This is a genomic window from Burkholderia diffusa, assembly GCF_902499115.1.
Classification (GTDB): domain Bacteria; phylum Pseudomonadota; class Gammaproteobacteria; order Burkholderiales; family Burkholderiaceae; genus Burkholderia; species Burkholderia diffusa.
Genome location: NZ_CABVPN010000008.1, coordinates 103,379 through 123,272, shown reverse-complemented (window position 1 = coordinate 123,272; position 19,894 = coordinate 103,379). Strand labels below are relative to the sequence as shown.

General features: G+C 66.8%; 26 protein-coding genes and 1 pseudogene. 13 read left to right on the top strand and 14 right to left on the bottom strand.

Annotation, left to right across the window (positions count from 1 at the left end):
• Positions 1–31 precede the first annotated feature (31 nt).
• From BTE28158_RS10200 to BTE28158_RS10180, 5 genes are all read right to left on the bottom strand, one after another.
• A complete protein-coding gene (locus tag BTE28158_RS10200; RefSeq protein WP_151050224.1) occupies positions 32–742 on the bottom strand; it encodes an immunity 52 family protein in 711 nt (236 codons plus the stop codon).
• A gap of 12 nt (positions 743–754) precedes the next feature.
• Positions 755–1,123, bottom strand: a complete 369-nt coding sequence (locus tag BTE28158_RS32910; protein ID WP_338084137.1) for a restriction endonuclease fold toxin 5 domain-containing protein — start codon at positions 1,121–1,123, stop codon at positions 755–757.
• Between the two features lie 118 nt (positions 1,124–1,241).
• Entirely contained in the window at positions 1,242–1,721 is a 480-nt protein-coding gene (locus BTE28158_RS10190) for a hypothetical protein (protein ID WP_239007227.1), read from the bottom strand.
• Positions 1,714–2,217 (bottom strand): DUF4123 domain-containing protein, encoded by a 504-nt coding sequence (locus BTE28158_RS10185; RefSeq protein ID WP_151050220.1) that lies wholly within the window; start codon positions 2,215–2,217, stop codon positions 1,714–1,716. The genes BTE28158_RS10190 and BTE28158_RS10185 overlap by 8 nt, the downstream gene beginning before the upstream one ends.
• A 4-nt stretch (positions 2,218–2,221) precedes the next feature.
• Positions 2,222–2,629, bottom strand: a complete 408-nt coding sequence (locus BTE28158_RS10180; protein WP_151050218.1) for a PAAR domain-containing protein — start codon at positions 2,627–2,629, stop codon at positions 2,222–2,224.
• Positions 2,630–3,041: 412 nt separating this feature from the next.
• Here BTE28158_RS10180 and BTE28158_RS10175 point away from each other — a divergent pair, with 412 nt between their 5' ends.
• Together BTE28158_RS10175 and BTE28158_RS10170 are read left to right on the top strand one after the other, a co-directional pair.
• Positions 3,042–4,112 (top strand): rhodanese-like domain-containing protein, encoded by a 1,071-nt coding sequence (locus tag BTE28158_RS10175; protein ID WP_124624409.1) that lies wholly within the window; start codon positions 3,042–3,044, stop codon positions 4,110–4,112.
• A gap of 124 nt (positions 4,113–4,236) precedes the next feature.
• On the top strand, positions 4,237–4,896 hold the full coding sequence (locus BTE28158_RS10170) for a glutathione S-transferase family protein (RefSeq protein WP_059608119.1): 660 nt from the start codon (positions 4,237–4,239) through the stop codon (positions 4,894–4,896).
• 136 nt (positions 4,897–5,032) lie between these two features.
• Here the strand turns inward: BTE28158_RS10170 and BTE28158_RS10165 are convergent, their stop codons facing one another.
• From BTE28158_RS10165 to BTE28158_RS10155, 3 genes are all read right to left on the bottom strand, one after another.
• Entirely contained in the window at positions 5,033–5,728 is a 696-nt protein-coding gene (locus tag BTE28158_RS10165) for a phosphatase PAP2 family protein (protein WP_059608079.1), read from the bottom strand.
• Positions 5,729–5,955: 227 nt separating this feature from the next.
• Complete coding sequence (locus tag BTE28158_RS10160) at positions 5,956–6,219, bottom strand: hypothetical protein (RefSeq protein WP_151050216.1); 264 nt, start codon at positions 6,217–6,219, stop codon at positions 5,956–5,958.
• Positions 6,220–6,237: 18 nt separating this feature from the next.
• Positions 6,238–6,876: a 2-hydroxychromene-2-carboxylate isomerase gene (locus BTE28158_RS10155; RefSeq protein WP_059608120.1), complete on the bottom strand. Its 639-nt coding sequence runs from the start codon at positions 6,874–6,876 to the stop codon at positions 6,238–6,240.
• 163 nt (positions 6,877–7,039) lie between these two features.
• On the opposite strand from BTE28158_RS10155, the pseudogene BTE28158_RS32905 reads away from it, so the two are divergent.
• A pseudogene (locus BTE28158_RS32905) lies at positions 7,040–7,255 on the top strand (amidohydrolase family protein); the annotation flags it as partial.
• A gap of 25 nt (positions 7,256–7,280) precedes the next feature.
• Here the strand turns inward: BTE28158_RS32905 and BTE28158_RS10145 are convergent.
• From BTE28158_RS10145 to BTE28158_RS10135, 3 genes are all read right to left on the bottom strand, one after another.
• Positions 7,281–7,757: an SRPBCC family protein gene (locus BTE28158_RS10145; RefSeq protein WP_151050214.1), complete on the bottom strand. Its 477-nt coding sequence runs from the start codon at positions 7,755–7,757 to the stop codon at positions 7,281–7,283.
• Positions 7,758–7,877: 120 nt separating this feature from the next.
• A complete protein-coding gene (locus BTE28158_RS10140; protein WP_151050213.1) occupies positions 7,878–8,363 on the bottom strand; it encodes an SRPBCC family protein in 486 nt (161 codons plus the stop codon).
• The gene (locus BTE28158_RS10135; protein ID WP_124624388.1) at positions 8,326–8,703 is read right to left on the bottom strand and encodes an ArsR/SmtB family transcription factor; all 378 of its coding nucleotides are present in this window, start codon (positions 8,701–8,703) and stop codon (positions 8,326–8,328) included. The genes BTE28158_RS10140 and BTE28158_RS10135 overlap by 38 nt, the downstream gene beginning before the upstream one ends.
• 196 nt (positions 8,704–8,899) lie before the next feature.
• Between BTE28158_RS10135 and BTE28158_RS10130 the strand changes: the two genes are divergently transcribed.
• Together BTE28158_RS10130 and BTE28158_RS10125 are read left to right on the top strand one after the other, a co-directional pair.
• Entirely contained in the window at positions 8,900–9,430 is a 531-nt protein-coding gene (locus BTE28158_RS10130) for a GNAT family N-acetyltransferase (RefSeq protein WP_124901698.1), read from the top strand.
• 171 nt (positions 9,431–9,601) lie between these two features.
• Positions 9,602–10,180, top strand: coding sequence for a hypothetical protein (locus BTE28158_RS10125; RefSeq protein ID WP_151050211.1), 579 nt, complete (start codon positions 9,602–9,604; stop codon positions 10,178–10,180).
• Between the two features lie 164 nt (positions 10,181–10,344).
• Here the strand turns inward: BTE28158_RS10125 and fabV are convergent, their stop codons facing one another.
• The gene (gene fabV, locus BTE28158_RS10120; RefSeq protein WP_151050209.1) at positions 10,345–11,547 is read right to left on the bottom strand and encodes an enoyl-ACP reductase FabV; all 1,203 of its coding nucleotides are present in this window, start codon (positions 11,545–11,547) and stop codon (positions 10,345–10,347) included.
• A gap of 205 nt (positions 11,548–11,752) precedes the next feature.
• Here fabV and BTE28158_RS10115 point away from each other — a divergent pair, with 205 nt between their 5' ends.
• The 4 genes from BTE28158_RS10115 to BTE28158_RS10100 all read left to right on the top strand — a co-directional run bounded on the left by BTE28158_RS10115 (position 11,753) and on the right by BTE28158_RS10100 (position 14,915).
• Positions 11,753–12,286 carry a GbsR/MarR family transcriptional regulator gene (locus BTE28158_RS10115; protein ID WP_006760784.1) on the top strand — a complete coding sequence of 178 codons (534 nt, stop codon included), beginning with the start codon at positions 11,753–11,755 and terminating at the stop codon, positions 12,284–12,286.
• A gap of 143 nt (positions 12,287–12,429) precedes the next feature.
• Entirely contained in the window at positions 12,430–13,683 is a 1,254-nt protein-coding gene (locus BTE28158_RS10110) for an SDR family oxidoreductase (protein ID WP_151050207.1), read from the top strand.
• Entirely contained in the window at positions 13,680–14,150 is a 471-nt protein-coding gene (locus BTE28158_RS10105; RefSeq protein ID WP_151050205.1) for a DUF2269 family protein, read from the top strand. Before BTE28158_RS10110 ends, BTE28158_RS10105 begins: the two co-directional genes overlap by 4 nt.
• Before the next feature lie 141 nt (positions 14,151–14,291).
• On the top strand, positions 14,292–14,915 hold the full coding sequence (locus BTE28158_RS10100; protein WP_059608091.1) for a glutathione S-transferase family protein: 624 nt from the start codon (positions 14,292–14,294) through the stop codon (positions 14,913–14,915).
• Positions 14,916–14,981: 66 nt separating this feature from the next.
• Here BTE28158_RS10100 and BTE28158_RS10095 read toward each other — a convergent pair whose 3' ends face one another.
• Both BTE28158_RS10095 and BTE28158_RS10090 read right to left on the bottom strand, forming a co-directional pair.
• Positions 14,982–16,385 carry a serine hydrolase domain-containing protein gene (locus tag BTE28158_RS10095; RefSeq protein ID WP_151050203.1) on the bottom strand — a complete coding sequence of 468 codons (1,404 nt, stop codon included), beginning with the start codon at positions 16,383–16,385 and terminating at the stop codon, positions 14,982–14,984.
• Between the two features lie 193 nt (positions 16,386–16,578).
• On the bottom strand, positions 16,579–16,827 hold the full coding sequence (locus BTE28158_RS10090; RefSeq protein WP_151050201.1) for a hypothetical protein: 249 nt from the start codon (positions 16,825–16,827) through the stop codon (positions 16,579–16,581).
• A 116-nt stretch (positions 16,828–16,943) separates the two neighbouring features.
• On the opposite strand from BTE28158_RS10090, the gene BTE28158_RS10085 reads away from it, so the two are divergent.
• The 4 genes from BTE28158_RS10085 to BTE28158_RS10070 all read left to right on the top strand — a co-directional run bounded on the left by BTE28158_RS10085 (position 16,944) and on the right by BTE28158_RS10070 (position 19,431).
• Positions 16,944–17,363: an HIT family protein gene (locus BTE28158_RS10085; RefSeq protein WP_059608093.1), complete on the top strand. Its 420-nt coding sequence runs from the start codon at positions 16,944–16,946 to the stop codon at positions 17,361–17,363.
• 265 nt (positions 17,364–17,628) lie between these two features.
• Complete coding sequence (locus BTE28158_RS10080; protein ID WP_006760791.1) at positions 17,629–17,793, top strand: hypothetical protein; 165 nt, start codon at positions 17,629–17,631, stop codon at positions 17,791–17,793.
• A 164-nt stretch (positions 17,794–17,957) separates the two neighbouring features.
• Positions 17,958–18,617, top strand: coding sequence for a methyltransferase family protein (locus BTE28158_RS10075; protein WP_151050199.1), 660 nt, complete (start codon positions 17,958–17,960; stop codon positions 18,615–18,617).
• Positions 18,618–18,993: 376 nt separating this feature from the next.
• Positions 18,994–19,431, top strand: a complete 438-nt coding sequence (locus BTE28158_RS10070) for a hypothetical protein (RefSeq protein WP_059608095.1) — start codon at positions 18,994–18,996, stop codon at positions 19,429–19,431.
• Positions 19,432–19,894: the final 463 nt, after the last annotated feature.

Here is a 19,894-nt window from a genome sequence, read left to right as displayed (position 1 = left end):
GCCGGCGCGGTGCATCGTGCCGGCAACCTACTTACAGGTCGGCGAATGTAGGCAGGAGGTCTTGGTCGACGAGTCGAATCTCGATACGGTTCGCTGTCTCGATGTGCTCGGGATTCTTCATCGAGAACGGGGCGTCAGTTGTGCTGACGACGATTGTGCCGGTCTGAATCTTTCCGGCCTCAGGGACAGGAACAATCGCGTGTGCCTCCGGAACCTGCTGTTGCGTGATCACCTTCGGCAAATAAATCATCCAGCCGACCCCCGGCTTGTCGTCGAATACCTGCTTCGCCGCGTAACTCCTTGGAGAAACCGAAACATAGGCGGGCCGAAACGCGGCGACCGTGGCGCTCACAATTCGTTGAACTGAATCGATGTTCCCTAGTACCGCCGAACTGGATATTTTGATCTCGAAGGAATGCGGCACGGCATTCTCGCCGACGTGACATGCGATCGTGGCTCCTTCGCCCTTGTTCTGAATCCCGTTCCACAGCGCAACGTAGGATCGCGACGGATCGTCTGAAAACTGATGCTTTAGGACCGCGAGCAGTGCCGTCGATGGCTGGCCATTTTCGAACGCTGGGTACAGTAGCGCTTCATCCAAGGTGTCGCCTTGCGCGAACCAAGTACTTAGCGTCGAATCGATTGCACCCATCGTCGACACGACGATGTGAATGCGTGACAGTATCTTCTCGAAGTCTGTAGGGGCTAGTGTCTCGTCCCTGAACTGAAGGCTGAAGTCCATCTTGTTCTCGGTTTACGGTTGTACGACGGAAAGAACCGCATTGCGTCGGAGATCTTTGAGCAGGTACTCACGCACCTCCGCTTCTTCAAAGTACCACGTCAAACGTGCCGGGGGAAACAGCTTCACTTTGCCGCCTTGCCGCTCAATATCGGAGACCATTCCGGGGAAGCCTTTGAACCAAGAGACAGGTTCCAGTTCGCCATCGTCGTCTCGCTGAAGGAACTGCGCATAGCGGGACTTTGCCTCCTGCAGCATGCACGCGGCCGGCAGGAAGCCGTCGAATGCGATGCCTTGCCACACCCATTCCTCATTCCATTTTCCCGCGTTACTGTACGGCCGGCCGGTGATGCGGCCTTGATACTCGCGCGAGTGGTCGGACATATGGTGCGTCTTATTTTCCGCCCTGCCAGTTTCCTCTGGCGGGCACTTCTTGCAGCTCTCGCCGGTTCGTGGAATTGCGCGCACGTCGGGCTTTGCGTCACTTTTGTCCTTCGGCGTATCACCCGACAGACTCCCCGTTCCCGCCACTGCCACCCCGCCCAACAAGGCTGCGCCAGCGCGCGCCAAGAGCGGCCCAAGTTCCACTGCCGCCGCTTCGATTATCGGTACCACCAATCCCGCCATCTCGAGATCCCCCGTTGTATTGCGGATGTTCGATGCGCCATTTGATGACGCGAAGGTAATCATGAAAACGCGCGTCGGTTGAGCGTCCTGGCCGAGTAAGCCACGCGCGGGTTGCGGGCTTCTCGTAGAAGTTCGGAGCGTATGCCTCGATCCGAAGAAATGCAGCGACATTCTCGTCGGACTGGATGCCGAGTCGCCGAGCAGCGACGTATGCGTTCCAGAGCCGCGTTGGCAGCGTGGCGTCATCGGCCAGCTTCGGATCTGCTTTGATGAGATCGAGCCGGGTGCGTTCGACGTATCCGCGCGCATCGATCTCGGCCAGGCCGGCGATCTGTTCGCTTGTCAGTTCAAGCATGCGGGTGCACTCCCTTCAATTTTCCGTTCACCTCCACGAGCCAGTTGAATGTCGGGACGAAGAACTGCATGCGCTGCGTGAGCTCCATCAGCGACGCCATGTCGGCCATGATGCGGGCATCGTAGAACCGGAGGAGGGCAGTGCGTCCGTCCGGCAGGCTCACATCGAGGCGGCCACGCAGCTCGTCCGCGAGCGATTCGGTCGGATAGGCGCTGATCAGCCAAGATACGCCGGTCGGGCCGCCGGCCATGACGGATAGCGAGCGTCGCACGTTGCCGGTTGCTCGCTCGTAGTCGAGCAACCACGGACCCGCATCGGCCAGCGAAGCGTCCGGTGTGCCGTCGAATAGTGCCACGGCTGCTTGCGATCGCTGAGGGGGTGATCTGCCGGCTGCGTCTTCGAACAGGAGGCCGTCGACGAGGGCGTACAAGTGCACCTGCATGGTCAACTGCTGTTGCCGCGTGAAGTAGAACGCTTCGATCGAATTGCCGGTCATGGTTCTACCCGCGCGCGGTCATAGTTGCAGCATTTTCGGCCGCGGACTTCAGGCATTCGAGGCAGAGCGTCGGCGAAGGAGCCAACGTGGCAGAGGCGGTTGCTACTGCGCCGCCGGTCGATGCCTCGCCGGCCCCGACGTCGTCGAGCGTCGCGGATGACTGCGAGGCAATCAGCGTAGCGCCGCACGCGGTTTTCATGCCTTCGATGGCCGTTTCCCGACCTGCAATTTGGTGCGGGTAACGTCGCCCGGTGGCGGGCAGGATCGGAAATACCCCCTTGCACTGCGGGCAAAGTACCTTATGCCCGACACCGGCAATGGGTTTTCCGTCAATCGTCGCGCTCGCGCTGCCCTCCAGCACGCGGCCACCGTGCGTCGTCGTGTCGCCGACGCAGATCATGGCTCGGGCCATAGTTCTCTCGTAGGTGTGGTTTTGGTATGAATTTACCATTTCCGGGAGAGAGACCGGCCGTTGGCTATCGCGCAGTCGGTCAACTATTGTCAATCGAAGCTAGCGCTGTTGATCATGCGACGAAGCTGGTCGAGCGCGAACGAGTCGGGATACCTGTCTTTGTCTGTGATCGATCGTCATCGAGATGCCGACGCAATTCCCGTGAACGTAAGACGAGAACAGGCGGTAGCGTAAGACCGCGCGCGCGATGGCCGGGGCGCGGCATGACACCTCACCGCATGCAACGATGCGGGTGGCGTGCGCGTTTTGCACTACCCTGTATGAACGCGCGCCCCGCGCGGCGGGTGTCGCAACCGGCACCCTTCGCACTATCCGCACAACCCGCACGCCCAGCCGACGGAGCGACTTCGCCATGATCTTCCGGCAACTCTTCGACCCGCAATCGTCGACCTACACGTACCTCCTTGCCGACGGCGCATCGCGCGAAGCGCTGCTGATCGATCCTGTGTTCGAGCAGGTGCGCCGCGACGCGGCACTGCTCGACGAACTCGGGCTAAGGCTCGTCGCGACCGTCGACACGCACGTGCACGCCGATCACGTGACGGGTGCGTGGCTGCTGAAGCAGCGCACCGGCAGCGCGATCGCGATTTCGGCCGCGAGCGGCGCGCAGGGCGCCGACCGTTACCTGAACGACGGCGATCGCTGCGCATTCGGCACGCGCTACCTCACCGTTCGCGCGACACCGGGCCACACGAGCGGCTGCATCAGCCTCGTGCTCGACGACGAATCCATGGCGTTCACCGGCGACTGCCTGCTGATACGCGGCACCGGCCGCACGGATTTCCAGCAGGGCGACCCGCGCGCGCTGTATCGCGCGGTGCACGGCCGGCTGTTCACGCTGCCGGCCGCCTGCCTGCTGTATCCCGCGCACGACTATCGCGGGCTGACGGTGACGAGCGTCGGCGAGGAGCGGCGCTTCAACCCGCGCCTCGGCGGCGATCTCAGCGAGGACGATTTCGCGGGCTACATGCGCAATCTCGGGCTCGCGCATCCGCGCCAGATCGACGTCGCGGTGCCGGCGAACCTGCAGTGCGGCGTGGCTGCGAACGCACCCGACGCGCACGCGGTGGCCGACTGGGCGCCGCTCGTCTACACGTTCGCCGGGTTCTGGGAAATCGATCCGCAGTGGCTCGAAGATCACCTGCCGGAGGTGCAGGTCGTCGACGTGCGCGAGCCGGACGAATTCTCGGGCCCGCTCGGCCATCTGCCCGGCGCGACGCCGATTCCGCTCGGCGAACTGGCCTCGCGCACCGGCGAGCTCGCGCACGACCGGCCGATCGTGACCGTGTGTCGTGCCGGCGGCCGCTCCGCGCAGGCGACGGTGATTCTCCTGAAGGCCGGTTTCGATGCGGTCGCGAACCTCGGCGGCGGGATGCTGCGCTGGCGCGGCGAAGGCCGCGTCGTGATGGATGGCCGGTCGTAACGGCGCGATACCGCATACGAAAAAATGTTCGGGCCGCTGTCGAATCGGCGAGGCGCCGTTCGTCGTCAAGGTATCCGATCACATGGCGCCGCATGACGCGGCGCCGAAACCCGAGAGCCCCGCAATGACGCCGACGCTATACGCCCATCCCTTTTCGTCCTACTGCCAGAAGGTGCTGACCGCGCTGTACGAGAACGGCACGCCGTTCGCGTATCGCGTGCTCGCGCACGACGATCCGAAGCCGATGCAGGAACTGGCCGCACTATGGCCGATGAAGCGTTTCCCGGTGCTCGTCGACGCGGGCCGCACCGTGATCGAGGCGACGATCATCGTCGAATACCTCGACCTCTACCATCCGGGCCCCGTGCGACTCGTGCCCGACGACCGGCGCGCGGCGCTGGAAGTGCGGACGATGGATCGCTTCTTCGACAACTATGTATCGACGCCGCAGCAGAAGGTCGTGTTCGATGCGCTGCGTCCGGCGCACGAGCGTGATGCGCGGGGTGTCGCCGACGCGCGCGCGATGCTCGAAACGTCGTATGCGTGGCTGGATCGCACGATGGCCGATCGCGAATGGGCGGCCGGCGACCGCTTCAGCCTCGCCGACTGCGGCGCGGCGCCGTTCCTGTTCTACGCGGACTGGACGCACCGGATCGACCCGTCGTTCGCGAACGTGATCGCGTATCGCAAGCGGCTGCTTGCGCGGCCGTCGTTCGCGCGGGCGGTCGACGAAGCGCGGCCGTATCGTGCGTTCTTCCCGCTCGGCGCGCCCGATCGCGACTGACATGCGCGGCCGCGGGTGCCGACGCAGCGGCGACCTGACCGGCGGCGTGCGCATGGCGTGATGCCGCCGCGCAGGGCCGGCAGCGCGTGCCTGGGCGTCGTGACGACAGCAGCGGATGCATGGCGGCGCCGTCCCGTTACATCGCCGTGTGCTTGACCGACTGCGCGAGCGTCAGCAGTTCGTCGAACTGCGTGATCAGCTCGAAACACAGCAGGAACGCGAGCGTATAGGCCGGCGCGGGGAAGCGCCGGATCGCCTCCAGCACCTGCGGCGCGAAGCGCGATCGAATCGCATCGCGCGTCAGCAGCCACGCGATCGCGATGCCGATCGCGGCACCGGCGATCAGGTCGGTGGGATAGTGATAGCCGAGATACGCGCGCGGCACGCAGATGAACACGACCGCATACAGCAGCGCGAGCACGCCGGCCCGGCGCGCGATGATGAAGATGCCTGTCGCGATCGCCATCCACAGCATCGCGTGATCGCTCGGAAACGAACTCCACGCCTGCAGCGTGGCCGCGCGCAGTTCCTCGGACGGGAAGTGCAGGTGCAGATCGGGGTTGTAGATCGGCCGCACGCGGAACGGCAGGACTTTCGCGAGCAGCCGGCCGAACGCGAGCGCGACGAGCCCGCTCGCGACCGTCGCGATGACCAGCTCGCGTTGCCGTTCGCGTTCCGGTCCCGGCTGGAACCACAGCCAGCACAGCACGGGGATGAGGATGAAGCCCTTGAACGTATAGAGTCCGGCGATCACACGGATCGCGTGATTCATCAGCGGTCCGAACGTGATGTGGGTGAGGAAGGTCTGGATCGCGGTGTCGAAATTGTTCATGTTCTGCGACCCCGGCGGACACGCAGCACATGACACGCGACCGGCAGGGATCAGGAAGCGCGCTCGCACGGGAGCGCAATGGGGGGCAAGTATGTCACCGGTAATTTCGAAGAAAATGGGAAAAAATACCGGGATTCCCCTTAGAAAACGCGATTTTCCGATGGGGCCGGATTGGGAATGACCGTGCGGCGCAGTCATGTCGAATCATCTGACGGATGCGCGCGCGTTCACTGCGCATCGTCGAAAAATAATGTGTTGAACTGGATAATCCGGTGAGCGATCGCGTACTTGCATCGGATGACCGAATGCGCGTCGCATCCCGCGTGGATCTGCCGTGCTGCGCCGGGCCGCGAAGCACCGAACGAAAATAAAAAGAAAAGATGTGCAAGCCGCGTGGGGTTGCCCCGCGCTCGCCCCAAGCGCTGCTCGCGGACTTCGTCGCGATGATGCGCGAAGCCGTGCCGCTGCTCGTCGAAGGGCGCGACACGCAAGCGTCGTCACACGCGCCGTCAACCGCGCCGGATACCTTCGGGCAGCGCGCTGATGCGGCGCACTTCGGGCGAGTCGAGCCACGCGCGCGACGTCGCGCAGTCGACGAACATGTCCGTCGCGTCGTCGCCCCAGAACAGGTCGCCGTCGAGTTCGAAGGTCGGCACGCCGAACACGCCGTGCGCGATCGCCTGATCGGTGTTCGCACGCAGCGCGTCCTTCACCGGTTGGGCTTCGACGGCCGTCACGCCTTCCGGAAAGCCGACCGCCTCGCACAGCGCGGCGAAGCCGTCCGGTGTCGATACGTCCTGGCCGTCGCGCCAGATGTGGCGGAAGATCCGCCGGATCGCGTCGGGCGAGCCGCCCATCGCGATCGCGAGACGCAGCGGCCGGATCGGGTTGAACGGATGGGCGGGCGGCATCCGGAACGGAATGCCGAGCTTGTCCGCGCGGTATTGCGCGTGGCGGTACGTGAAGATGCGCTTCGCCGCGATCTCGGCCGGCGCCTTCTGGCCCCAGTGTGCGAGCAGCGCGCCGAGCACGATCGGCTTCGGCTCGTATGCGGCGGCAGGCGGCAATTGGTCGAACCGTTCCTGCTGCAGATACGCGAACGGCGAAACGAAATCGAAATACCAGGTGGCGGTGCGCGCGGCGTTCATCGTGGGGTTCCCTTGCGTGTCCGGACGGCGGTTGCATGTGCGGCGCCGTTCGACGGCGTGCTGCATGCGTCGACGGCCAGTGTCGCATGCGGCCGCCTTTTGCGCTGCCTCATCGCCGCATGCGCGTGGCCGGTTATGGCTGGGCGGGGTCGTCCGGTACCGCGAATCGGGCGAGACTGTCGCGCACGGCCGGCGCATCGTGGCGCGCGCCTGCGCCGCCGAGCGCTGCATGTTCGAGAGCAATTTCCCGGTCGACAAGGGTTCGTATTCGTACGTGAACGGCTGGAACGCGTTCAAGCGGTTGACCGCGCATGCGGGCCCGAGCGAGCGCGATGCGCTGTTGCGCGGGACCGTCACGCGCGCGTACCGGCTCGGCTGATGCGTCCTGCGCCCGTCGCCTCGCGCTAGCCCGTCTCGACCAGCGCGGCCAGCCGGGCGAGCGCCATTTGCCAGCCGGCCTCGTTGTCGGCGGCCGGCACGCCGGGCGGCACACCGTCATGTACCGCATCGATGCGTGTGCCGCCTGCTTCGTCGGACAGCATGATCGTGACCGTCATCGCGCCGCGCAGCATCGGATCGTCGGTTTCGAACACGTCGATTTCGACGATCTTCTGGTCCGGCACGAGCGTCACGAAGCGGCCGTGATAGATGTCGGTGTGCGCGGTGGTCTTGCCGGTGCCGTCCGAGGGTTCGTCGTAGCTCAGCGACACGCGCAGCGCGCCGCCTTCGCGCGCGTCGTATGCGTGTACGCGGCACGTCATGCCGTCCGGCACTTTCCATTGTTCGACGGCACGCGGATCGAGCAGCGCGCGGTAGACGCACTCGCGCGGCGCGTTCAGGTGCCGACTGACCCGGGTCGAATGCGTGTGCATGTGCAGCATATGGCCTCCCGCGGAACGCGCACGACGGCGCACGCCGGATGCCGGCGTCTCGTCATGCTCCCTTCAGGAATCCTAGGCGCGCGCGCAGCCCCATGCAATGGCCCGCGAATGCGGTCGCATTCAGCGCAACGCGGCCGCGAATTCGTCGAGCTGCGTGATGCAGATGTTCCAGCCATCGAAAAAGCCGAGGGCCTCGTGCCGCTCGCGCGTGGCGGCATCAGGGTGCATCACGCGCGCCTCGTAGCGGCAGCCGTCGTCGTCGTCGGCCATCGTGATGACGGCCGTGAAGCCCAGCCACGGCACCTGCGGCCGCCAGCCGCCCGTGAGCATCGACGTGAATGCGATTCGCGCTTCCGGCACGATTTCGAGGAAGCAGCCGGGGTTGTCGCTCGTGCCGCCGTCAGGGCCGCGCATGAACGTGTGGAAGGCGCCGCCCGGGCGCAGGTCGAACGCGTGCACTTCGGTGGTCCACGGTTTCGGGCACCACCATTGCTTCAGCAATTCCGGGTCGGTCCATGCGCGCCAGAGTGCGTGGCGCGGCGCGCGCAGCGTGCGCGTGATGACGAGGTCATGGGCTTCGGCGGGGTCGACGTGGCTGGCTGACATGCGCTTGCTCCTCCTGGTGACGGCGTTCGACGAATTCCACGAGACGATCGGAGCGCGCTTCCCAGTGCGCGCGCTGCGCGGCGAGCCACTGCTCCGCCTCCGCCAGCCGGCCGGCGACCAGCTCGCAGGTGCGCGAGCGGCCAGTCTTCCGGGTCGTGACGAGGCCGCTGCGCTCGAGCACCGCGAGATGCTTCATGAACGACGGCAGCGCCATGTCGAACGGCGCGGCCAGTGCCGAAACGGTCCGCCCGCCATTGCCGAGCGCGCCGACGATCGCGCAGCGTGTCGGATCGGCGAGTGCGTGGAATACGTCGCTGATGCCGGGTTGAAAGTTAGCCATGTGGCTAAGCATAGGCGATTCAGCCGGATTTTTCATCGCGTAGCATGATGGGGCGGTAACACGCGCCAATCGGGCTGGACGCTGTGTTGCCTTGCACCGGCCGCCGTTGCGCATGCATCGACCGCACGTCGGCGTTCCATTCGATCCGGGCGCACGCCGACCGAACGCGTGCCCCACCTGATATACCGGAGAGGGTATGACCGAACCCGTGACCGTGCGCCGCCTCGATGCGAGCGAAGCGCATGCGCGCATCGACGCGCTGGCCGACGTGCTGATCGATTGCGTCGAGGGTGGCGCGTCCGTCAGTTTCATGTTGCCGATCGAGCGTTCGACCGCCGTTGCGTTCTGGACGCGCGTCGCCGATGGCGTCGCGGGCGGCGAGCGCATTCTGCTCATCGCCGAGGACGTCGCCGGCCGGATCGTCGGCACCGTTCAGGTCGTGACCGCGCAGCCGGAGAACCAGCCGCATCGCGCGGACATCGCGAAGATGCTCGTGTCGCGCCATGCACGCCGGCAGGGGATCGCGGCGCGGCTGCTGACGGCTGCCGACGAAGCCGCGCGCGATGCCGGCAAGACCGTGCTCGTGCTCGACACCGTGACGGGCGGCGATGCCGAGCGCCTGTACGAGCGGGCCGGCTGGCAGCGCGTCGGCGTCGTGCCGAACTTCGCGCTGATGCCCGACGGCGCATTGTGCGCGACGACGTATTTTCACAAGCAGCTCGCGTAACCGGGCTGGATGCGATCGCACTCCGGTTCGCGATCGGCGCGCAGTGCGGCGGAGCGGGGCCGTGGGCCGGACGCCGGACGCCGGACGGAAAAATGTCGGACGGCGCCGGCGCCGCTCCGATATATTCGTGCTGGAACACGCCACCGCCATGCCAACGGAATCGCCGCCTCGATGAAACGCTCCCATGTCGCCTTCGCCCTCACGGGCCTGCTCGTCGCGGTGCCGATTGTCGCCTATGCGCTCGTCAAGCCGCTACGCGTCGTCGCGCCCGCGCTGCTTCCCGGCGTGTCGTGCCCCAGCGCGGACATCTGCACGGACGATGCCGCGAAGTTCGGCGCCGCGCAGCAGCTCTATCGTGACGGTTATGCGCGCGCGGCGGCGGTCGTGGGCCCGTTTCGCGAGGCACCGCGCGTCGTGTTCTGCTCGACGCGCGAGTGTGCCGACAAGTTCGGTCTGGGCGAACGCGCGGCATTGACGCTCGGGGATTTCGGCGTGATCGTCGCGCCGCGCGGCTGGCAGACCTACTTTCTTGCGCACGAGCTGATCCATCATCGTCAGGCCGAAGTGCTCGGCAACTTCGCGGTGGCGACCAAGCCGCGCTGGCTGATCGAGGGGATGGCCTATGCGCTCAGCGACGATCCGCGTCATCCGCTGAAGGAGCCCTTCGAGTCGTGGCGCGCGCGTTTCGGCGCGTGGCATGCGGCGCTGGGCGGACAGCCGCTGTGGGATGCCGCAAGGGCGGTGGAATAACGCGGGTCGCGATCGCCCGATCCGCGGATGGCGCCGCCGACGCGCTCGCACGGCAAGTGCGAACCGCGCTGTCGGCGGACGTGTCCGCACGGGGTGACGCCGTTCGGGCTTTGCTGCTGGAGAGTCGGCCCGCCGCCACGCGTCGCGCGCGGCGGGCCCGGTCGTCAGACCGTGGTGTCGATGATGCCCGGGATCTTCACGTCCGGGTTCACGTCCGCGTCGTAGTCGACGCCGGCGATCTCGAAGCCGAACAGGCGCAGGAACTCGGTCTTGTAGCCGGCGAAGTCGGTCATCTCGTACAGATTCTCGTTCGTCACCTTGTCCCACATGGCGACGACCTTGGCCTGCACTTGCGGATCGAGCTCCTTGTAGTCCGCGCGCAGGCGGCCTTCGTCGTCGATGTGCGGCGTCGCGCCGTACATGCTGTCCTTCAGGAGCCCGTACACCTGCTCGATGCAGCCTTCGTGCGTGCCCTTTTCCTTCATCACCTTGAACAGCAGCGACAGGTAGAGCGGCATCATCGGGATCGCCGAGCTCGCCTGCGTGACGACGGCCTTGAGCACCGACACGCGGGCATCGCCGCCGTGCGCGGCCAGCTTGTCGCGGATCGACAGCACCTTCTTGTCGAGATCCTTCTTCGCTTCGCCGATCGAGCCGTTCCAGTAGATGTCGTGCGTGATCTGCTCGCCGAGATACGTGAACGCGGTCGTCTTCGCGCCGTCGGCCAGCACGCCGGCTTCAGCGAGCGCGTCGATCCACATCTGCCAGTCCTCGCCGCCCATCACGGCGACGGTGCCGTCGATCTCTTCCTGCGTCGCCGGCTCGAGCGAGACTTCGCGGATCACTTCCTTGTCGGTGTCGAGGCCGCGGAACGTGACCGACTTGCCGACCGGCTTCAGCGTCGAGCTGATCGTTTCGCCCGTCTTCGGATGCGTGCGGCGCGGTGCCGCGAGGCTGTAGACGACCAGGTCGACCTTGCCGAGATCCTGCTTGATGGTGTCGATCGTGATCTGCTTGACCTTGTCGGAGAATGCGTCGCCGTTGATGCTGCGCGCATAGAGCCCCTTTTGCGCGGCGAACTTCTCGAACGCGGCGCTGTTGTACCAGCCGGCGGTGCCCGGCTTCGTTTCGCTGCCGGCGCGCTCGAAGAACACGCCCAGCGTGTCCGCGCCCGAGCCGAACGCGGCCGAGATCCGGGCGGCGAGGCCATAGCCCGTCGACGCGCCGATCACGAGCACCTTCTTCGGGCCGTTGGCGATCGGGCCGTGCGAAGTCACGTAGTCGATCTGTTCCTTGACGTTGGCTTCGCAGCCGACCGGATGAGTCGTCACGCAGATGAAGCCACGCACGCGCGGTTTGATGATCATGGAAACCTCTATTCAGAAAGGCGGGGGACGGCCTGAAATCGGAAAAATCCCGCGCATTGTAATGGAAGCGGGCGGGCAGGGCGGGAAACGCGGGCGGTGACGGCATTCGCAGTTGTGTGGGGTCGGACCATCGACGCGGCGATTTGCGTAGCGGCCAGTTATTTCTCTCTTGACAGAAATAACTGAAAAAACTAAATTTCCCGACATGGAACTCACACCGATTGCCGAACGATTCATCCTCCACTGGGGCGAAATGGGCTCGCGGTGGGGCGTCAACCGCACTGTCTCGCAGATTCATGCGCTGCTGTACCTGGCCGGAAGGCCGGTCGCGGCCGACGAGATCGCCGAGACGCTCAACGTCGCGCGCTCCAACGTCAGCACGAGCCTGAAGGAGTTGCAGGCGTGGCGGCTCGCGAAGGTCGTGCACGTGCTGGGCGATCGCCGCGACCACTTCGAGACGTCGACCGACATCTGGGAACTGTTCAAGCTGATCGTCGAAGGGCGGCGGCAACGCGAGATCGAACCGACGCTCACGGTGCTGCGCGATTGCCTGACGAGCCCCGAGATCGCCGACGAGAGCCGCGAAACCGAACAGCGCATTCGCGACACGCTGCAGTTCGTCGAGACGCTCACGACCTGGTCGGACGAGATGCTGCGGCTCAAGCCCGATACGCTGATGAAGGCGCTCGGGATCGGCGCGAAGATCAGCCAGACGGTCAGGCGCAAGTCGTCGAAGTAGGCGGCACCGGACGTGCGGGCACGCAGCCCGCTTTTTTTGGATTCAATATTTCTGTTGTTACAGAAATAACTGTACAGAGAGGATGAAAAAATGAACGAGATCATGCTGCCGATCCGCCGGCATTCCGCATCGCGGAGTGCGACATGAACATCCTCGTCTGCGGCGCGAACGGCTTCATCGGGCGGGCGCTGAGCGCGCGGCTCGAGGCCGGCGGCCATCGCGTGCTGCGCGGCGTGCGGCATGCGGTCGGCGCGCACGACGTCGCGATTGACTTCGCGAAGGATGTCGATCCCGACGCGTGGCTCGCCCGGCTGGATGGCGTCGACGTGGTGATCAATGCGGTCGGGATCATCGCCGACCGGCGTGATGCGACGTTCGACACCGTGCATCGCGCGGCGCCCTGCGCGCTCTTCACCGCATGCTGCCGTGCCCGCGTGCGACGCGTGATCCAGATCTCGGCGCTGGGCGTCGAGCGCGGCGACACGCCGTATTTCGCCAGCAAGTACGCGGCCGACACCTTCCTGCAGACGCTGCCGCTCGATTACCGGATCGTGCGTCCGGCGCTCGTCTACGGAACCGCCGGTACGTCCGCCCGGTTCTTCCGGATGCTCGCGAGCCTCCCCGTGCACGTGTTGCCTGCGGGCGGCCATCAGCGGCTGCGCCCCGTGCACGTCGACGATCTCGCCGAGCTCGTCGCGCGGCTCGTCGATGCGCCGGCGGCCGGCCGTCCGGTCATCGACGCGGTCGGTACCGACGAAGTCGAGTATCGCGAGATGCTGAGCGTCTATCGCGCCGCGCTGGGTTTCCCGCCGGCGGCGCGCGTCGCGCTGCCGAGCCCGCTGGTCGGCACGGCGGCCGCGCTGCTCGGCACGATGCCGGGCGCGATGCTGACCCGCGACACGTGGACGATGCTGCGCGGCGGCAATACCGGAGATCCCGCCGCGTTCACGGCCGTGCTTGGCCGGCCGCCGCGCGGGGTGCGGGATTTCATCGGCGCGAACGCGGCCGCGCTGCGCTGCGATGCGCTCGCGATGTGGCGGCGGCCGCTGCTGCTCGGCGCGCTCGCGATCGTCTGGATCTGGACGGCCATCGCCAGCGCGTTCATTCATCCGCGGCACGACAGCCTCGCCATGCTCGCCCGCGCCCACCTGAGCGGACTGCCCGCGCTGATCGCGCTCTACGGCGCATGCGCGCTGGACTTCGCGTTCGGCGTGGCGACCGTCGCCGCGCCGTCCCGCCGTCTGTGGGCCGCGCAAGGCGCGCTGATCGTCGCGTATTCGGCCGTCATCGCGGCCACGATGCCTGGCCTGCTCGCCGAGCCGTTCGGCCCCGTGCTGAAGAACGTGCCGATTCTCGCGATCCTGTTGATCCTCTTTTCAGAAGAAGAACACGCATGAGCACCTATCTCGTGATCAAGACGCTGCATATCCTGTCCTCGGTGCTGATGGTCGGTACGGGCTTCGGCACCGCGTTCTACCTGTTCTTCGCGAACCGCACGTGCTCCGTACCGGCGATCGCCGCCGTGTCGCGCCTCGTGGTGCGCGCGGACTGGTGGTTCACGACGCCGGCCGTGCTGTTCCAGCCCGCGTCCGGGCTGTGGCTCGCGCATACGGCCGGCTGGCCGTGGACGACGCCGTGGCTGATCGCGTCGATCGTGCTGTATGCGGTCGCGGGCGCGTGCTGGCTGCCGGTCGTGTGGCTCCAGATCGAGCTGGCCGCGATGGCGAAGCTCGCGCATGCGAATGGCGATGCCGAGCTGCCGGCGCGCTACTGGCGTTATGCGAAGCGCTGGGAGCTGCTGGGCTATCCGGCGTTCTTCGCGATGCTGAGCGTGTATTTTCTGATGGTGGTCAAGCCTGTGTAAGCGAAGCAGCGGGGCCGCGCGCAGCGGTTTCGCCTGACGGCCTGTCGATTCCCGTGCGCTCGTGTATAACTTCGGCAGGAGCGCGTTCGGGCCGTTTCGCGCGGTCCGAACGCTTCGCATTCGACCTCACAAGGAGCCTGCATGCTGCACATCCTCGGCAAGATCCCGTCCATCAACGTTCGCAAGGTGCTGTGGCTGTGCACCGAACTCAACCTGCCGTTCGAACAGGAAGACTGGGGCGCGGGCTTTCGCACGACCAACGATCCGACCTACCTCGCGCTGAATCCGAACGGCCTCGTGCCGGTCATCAAGGACGACGACTTCGTGCTGTGGGAGTCGAACACGATCATCCGCTATCTCGCGAACCGCTATGGCGGCGACGCGCTCTACCCGGCCGAGCCGCGGGCGCGCGCACGCGTCGACCAGTGGATCGACTGGCAGGGCACGGACCTGAACCGTTCGTGGGTGGGTGCGTTCCTCGGCCTCGTGCGCAAGTCGCCCGATCACCAGGACCCGGCGGCGATCGCGCAGTCGATCGCGGGCTGGACGAAGCACATGCAGATACTGAACGCGCAGCTCGAGGCGACCGGCGCGTTCGTGGCCGGCGACCACTTCACGCTCGCCGACATTCCGATCGGCCTGTCGGTGAACCGCTGGTTCGGCACGCCGTTCGAGCACCCGGAATTCCCGGCGGTGAAGCGCTACATCGAGCGTCTGGCGACGCGCGAGGGCTTCAAGCAGTATGCGGGCAGCGCGAACCCGTAACGCATTGCATCTCACGCGCGTCGCGGCGACGTGACTGCCGCCGCAACGCTGCCTCCCCGCGGCACGTCACGTGCCGGATGCCGGTACGGCCTCGAGCACGCGCGCGAGAAACGCCTCGTGATTCCACGCGGATTCCGGCCGCGACAGACCGAGCCGCACGACCACCAGCTTGCGGCTCGGCACCACGCTCACGAACTGGCCTTCATGGCCGACCGCATGAAACGCATCGGCGGGCAGTGGGCGCGCGTGCGGATCGCGATCGTTGAACGGCTCTGGCACCTTGACCCATAGATGCGCGCCGAATTCTCCGCGCGTCGACAGCGGCGTTGCGCGCGTCAGGTAGCGCACCCAGCCTTCCGGGAGCCGCCGCTGCCCGTCCCACACCCCGTCCTGCAGCAGAAGCTGCCCGAAGCGCGCCCAGTCGCGCGCGCTCGCATACATGAACGACGCGCTGCCGAGCGTGCCGGCCGCATCGGGTTCGAACACGGCGCTGCGCATCCCGAGCGGCGCGAACAACGCGCGGCGCGGAAACGCGAGGTAGTCGCGCTCGGTGCCGCCCATCGCCTCGCGCATCACACGTGCGACGATCGCGCTCGTGCCGCTCGAGTAGTACCACTGCGTGCCGGGCCGCGCGGCGAGCGGCTTGGCCGATGCGAAGCGTGCGGTGTCCGGCTGCGTGAACAGCATCACGGCGACGTCGGACAGCGGGTCGTCGTAGTCCTCGTTGAATTGCAGGCCGCTCGTCATCCGCAGCAGCTCGTCGAGCGTGATCGCCGCGCGCGGGTCGCCGCTGTCGCGCCATTCCGGCAGCAGCGCCGACGCGTCCGGCGACAGCTTGTGCTGCGCGACGAGCATGCCGGCCAGCGCGGCCGTGACGGTCTTCGTCATCGACCAGCCGGGTAGCGGCGTGTCGGCCGTGAAGCCGGGCGCATAGCGTTCGGCGATGACCTGGCCGCGCCACATCACGACGACCGCGCGGGTGCGCCGCGGCCGCGCCGGATCGGGTTCATCGAACGCGCGGTCGAGCGCGGCCTGCAGCTTGCGTGCGTCGATGCCGGCGGGCGGTGCGGCCGGCGTCGCTTCCTGCGCGGGCGGCGGATCGGGGACGGGGGGCAGCGCGGCCGGCAGCACACCGGGCGACGGCCCGAGCGCGAGCGTGCAGCCGAGCCCGGGCCGGAAGTCCGCCTCGCGTTGCGCGAACCCGGCGAACGTTGCGACGGCACGATGATGCTCGGGATCGATCGACGGGCGCACCAGTTTCAGCAGCGGGTGCACGCCGGCCATGATGTCGACATCGATCACCGACGCGGCCGGACGGCCCGACACGAACACGCCGGAACACAGCGCCTTCGCGGCATAACCCGTCGCGATCGGGGCGAGCCGCGACAGCATGTAGCCGGTATAGCCGAGCGCGGCGACGAGCGCGACGGCGACGCCGCGCAGGATCAGCGATTTGAAGGGGATCGTCATGCGCGAGCGTCCTCGGTGGCGTGCCGGGCGGCAACGATCCGGCAGTGTCGCAGGTTCGGGCGAGCGGTGGCAATCGCGGGAGTGGCGACGCCGGGCGGCGTCGATCAGGCGGCATGGTGCCCGGCGTGTGCGAATCGCATGTGTCGATCGCGCAGGTTCGAACGGGCCGCATTCGGCCCGTCCACGTGGTGCGTCATTGTGCGTTGTTGTCGTCCGAACGCAGTGTCCAGATCGTCGCGGTATTCGTGTTGTCGTCGGTGGACGCGACATACGGCACGTCGATGTTCGGGGCGTACGCGAGGCCGGTCGGGCCGACCACCAGCGCGTTGGGATCGGTCCGGCGCGGATCCGCGGTCTTGCCGTGCGAACCCGCACTCGGAATAAACGGATGGCGACGGCCGGATATTCCACCCGGCGAGCGACACGACACGCGAGCCGGCATGCATTGTTCACCGCGATCGCGACACGGCCTGACAAGTTGAAATCCGACCCGCCGTCGGCCGATAATCGTCCGGCATCGTTCCCAGTCAAACCGCAATCGCAAAATCGGAAAACGCCATGTCCTACGACAACAACAACCCGTTCGCCCGGATCCTGCGCGGCGAACTGCCGTGCGTGAAGGTCGCCGAAGACGACGCAACGCTCGCGATCATGGATCTCATGCCGCAGGCCGACGGTCACGTGCTCGTGATCCCGAAGGAGCCGGCCGCGCAGATCTTCGAGCTGTCCGGCGACGCGGCGGCGGCCGGCATCCGCATGACGCAGCGCGTCGCGGCGGCCGTGCGCGCGGCGCTCGTGCCGGACGGTGTGTTCATCGGCCAGTTCAACGGCGCGGCGGCGGGCCAGACGGTCCCGCACGTGCATTTCCACGTGATTCCGCGCTGGGAAGGCGTCGACCTGCGGATGCACGCGCGCGACATCGCCGACGCGGCCACGCTCGAATCGCTCGCCGAGCGTATCCGCGCGCGTTTCGTGTAACGCATGGACGGCTCGTGATTCGGGCGGCGCCAGCGGGCGCGCGCGGCGACGCCGTTCGCACCTGTTTCAGCGGTCACACCACGTAACACGTGTAACCGCTCGCGAAACTCGGCCTGGCGGCTCCGGCGCTAGACTCCGCGCATTGCTGCATCGGGCGACAGGACGGGCCGGTTGCCGCCGGTTGCCTCTGCGTGCCGGCCGTCAAGGGCTGCGACGGCACGGCTTTCGCGCGATGCGACGTGTCCTTCTTGCCGGGAATCGAGCCATGTACAAAGTTCTCATCACGTTTGCGCTGATCGGCGGCCTGTCCGGCTGCTATGTCGCGCCGCCTTACGGCTACGCGCCCGCGCCGGCCTACTACGGCTATGCGCCGGCCTATTACGCACCGCCGGTCAGCGTCGGAATCGGCGGCAACTTCCGCATTCGCTGACCGGGCGGCGGCCGCGGGCGCCGCCCGCACGTCGATCGAGCGCGTCGTTCGACGCGCCGCCGCCTCTCGCAGGGAAAACTCGCGCGCCGCATGACGGCTCGCGTGCGCATCGCCCGCCCGGGTTCCTATACTTCACAGGAAAGCCCCCTCCGGCGAGGCAAGCCATGGCCGTTACGCGCAAGTTCGCAATCGCTGCGAGCGTCTCCACGCTCGTCTATCTCGGGCTCGCCGTGCTCGGCATCGGTGGGTTTGCCGCCTTCTTCTCGCATCCGCAACTGACCGTCATCGCCGTCGCAACGCTCGCGCTGGCCGCTGTCGCGTTGTTGACCGAGGGCAACCTGAGCGCCGGCGAGCGCGAGAACCGCGACAATCGCTGGGTGCTCGCGGCCTTCGGCGCCAGCGGGTTGCTGCTCGCGTATGTGCCGGCGCTGACCGACCGGCTCGACGTGTGGACCTTCGGCGGCGCCACGGTGCGCTGGATCGGCGTCGTGCTGTACGTCGCGGGCGGCGTGCTGCGCATCTGGCCCGTGTTCGTGCTCGGCAAGCGCTTCAGCGGGCTCGTCGCGATCCAGCCCGGCCATACGCTGGTGACGGACGGCATCTATCACAGGATCCGCAACCCGAGCTATCTCGGCCTGCTCGTCAATGCGGCCGGCTGGGCGTTGGCGTTCCGCTCGGGCGTCGGGCTGCTGCTCGTCGCGTTGACGATGATCCCGCTCGTCGCGCGCATCCGTTCCGAGGAGGCGCTGCTGCGCGCGCAATTCGGCGCCGAATACGACGCGTACTGCGCGCACACCTGGCGACTGATTCCGGGTGTGTACTGACCCTCGTTTGGCCTGAACGACCCGGGCGATGCCGCCGGCTCGCGGCGCGCCTCCGATGTGTTGCCACGTGTGTCCGAACCCGCGCGACGGGCACGTTCGGCATTGCCGAAAAACGGGGCTCGACCAGGGCCGGAGCCCCTGCCGGCGTGCTTTGGCGGCGGTTTCCGGCAACCTTTTCCGGTCCTCTTCCGGTAAACAACTTGTTACCAGAATGTCGACGGCAAGCCGGCTCGACCGGTGCTATTCTTCGCCGCAAGCTCATTGAAATGAATTGGTCCGGGATTCGGCACAATGCCGGCATCGACGTCGATCGATTCAGATCGTCGTATCGAGCGGACTTTCGATAACCAGATTGCGAACAAGGAAGAATACGGGAATGTGGAAGAAAATCGCCCCCGCTCTCGTCGTCGCCGCGTTGACCGGCGCGACCGCACTGCCGGCAATGGCCGGTGACCTGAACAATGCGCTTGGCGGCGCGCTCGGCGGGGTTGCCGGCGCAGCGGTCGGTGGCGCGGTCGGTGGCAGCACCGGCTCCGTCATCGGCGGCGCGATCGGCGGCGGCGCGGGTGGTGCCGTGACGTCGAACCGTCGCGAGCGCACCGGCGCAATCATCGGCGGCGCCCTCGGCGGCGGCGCAGGCACTGCAGCCGGCAACGCAATGGGCGGCCGCACGGGCGGTCTGCTGGGCGCGGCCGTCGGCGGTGGCGCGGGCGCGGCGCTGGGCGGCAACATGTCGCGCAGCTCGTACGAACGCGATCACGGCGATCGCGGCTATCGTCACCGCAAGCATCGCCACCACCGCGACTGGGACTGATCGCCGCGGGCGCGGCACGGTGCGCGGCTTGCGCACCTGCGCGCCCGGCACGTCGGCACCCGATCCGACAGCCGGCCCGGCGGCCTCAGCCGGGCCGCCGTCGCCGGCAAGACCAGCGGCCCTTCACCCTCTCCGGCAGTCCATGCCCGGCCCCGCTCGACGGGTTGGCACGCTCTCTCCCGCTTCACCTTTCCCGCTTGTAGACGACATCGCCAGTTGCATCGACATGCAGCCGCGCAGGTTCGGTCATCCTCATTTCGCACTCGTCGATCGACGCGTTGCCGCCCGGTCATCAGGATTTCCCTGATGCGCGGACGTGTCCGCGGCACGCGTTCACGGGCCATCGCGCGCCATGGCGGGTAGTGCGAAATCGAATGGATGTCATCGCAACATTTAATTGGTCGATCGGGATCGACTTCGCTATCGTCAGCGCTGCCCGCGTACGGAATCGAACCGTGCCGTC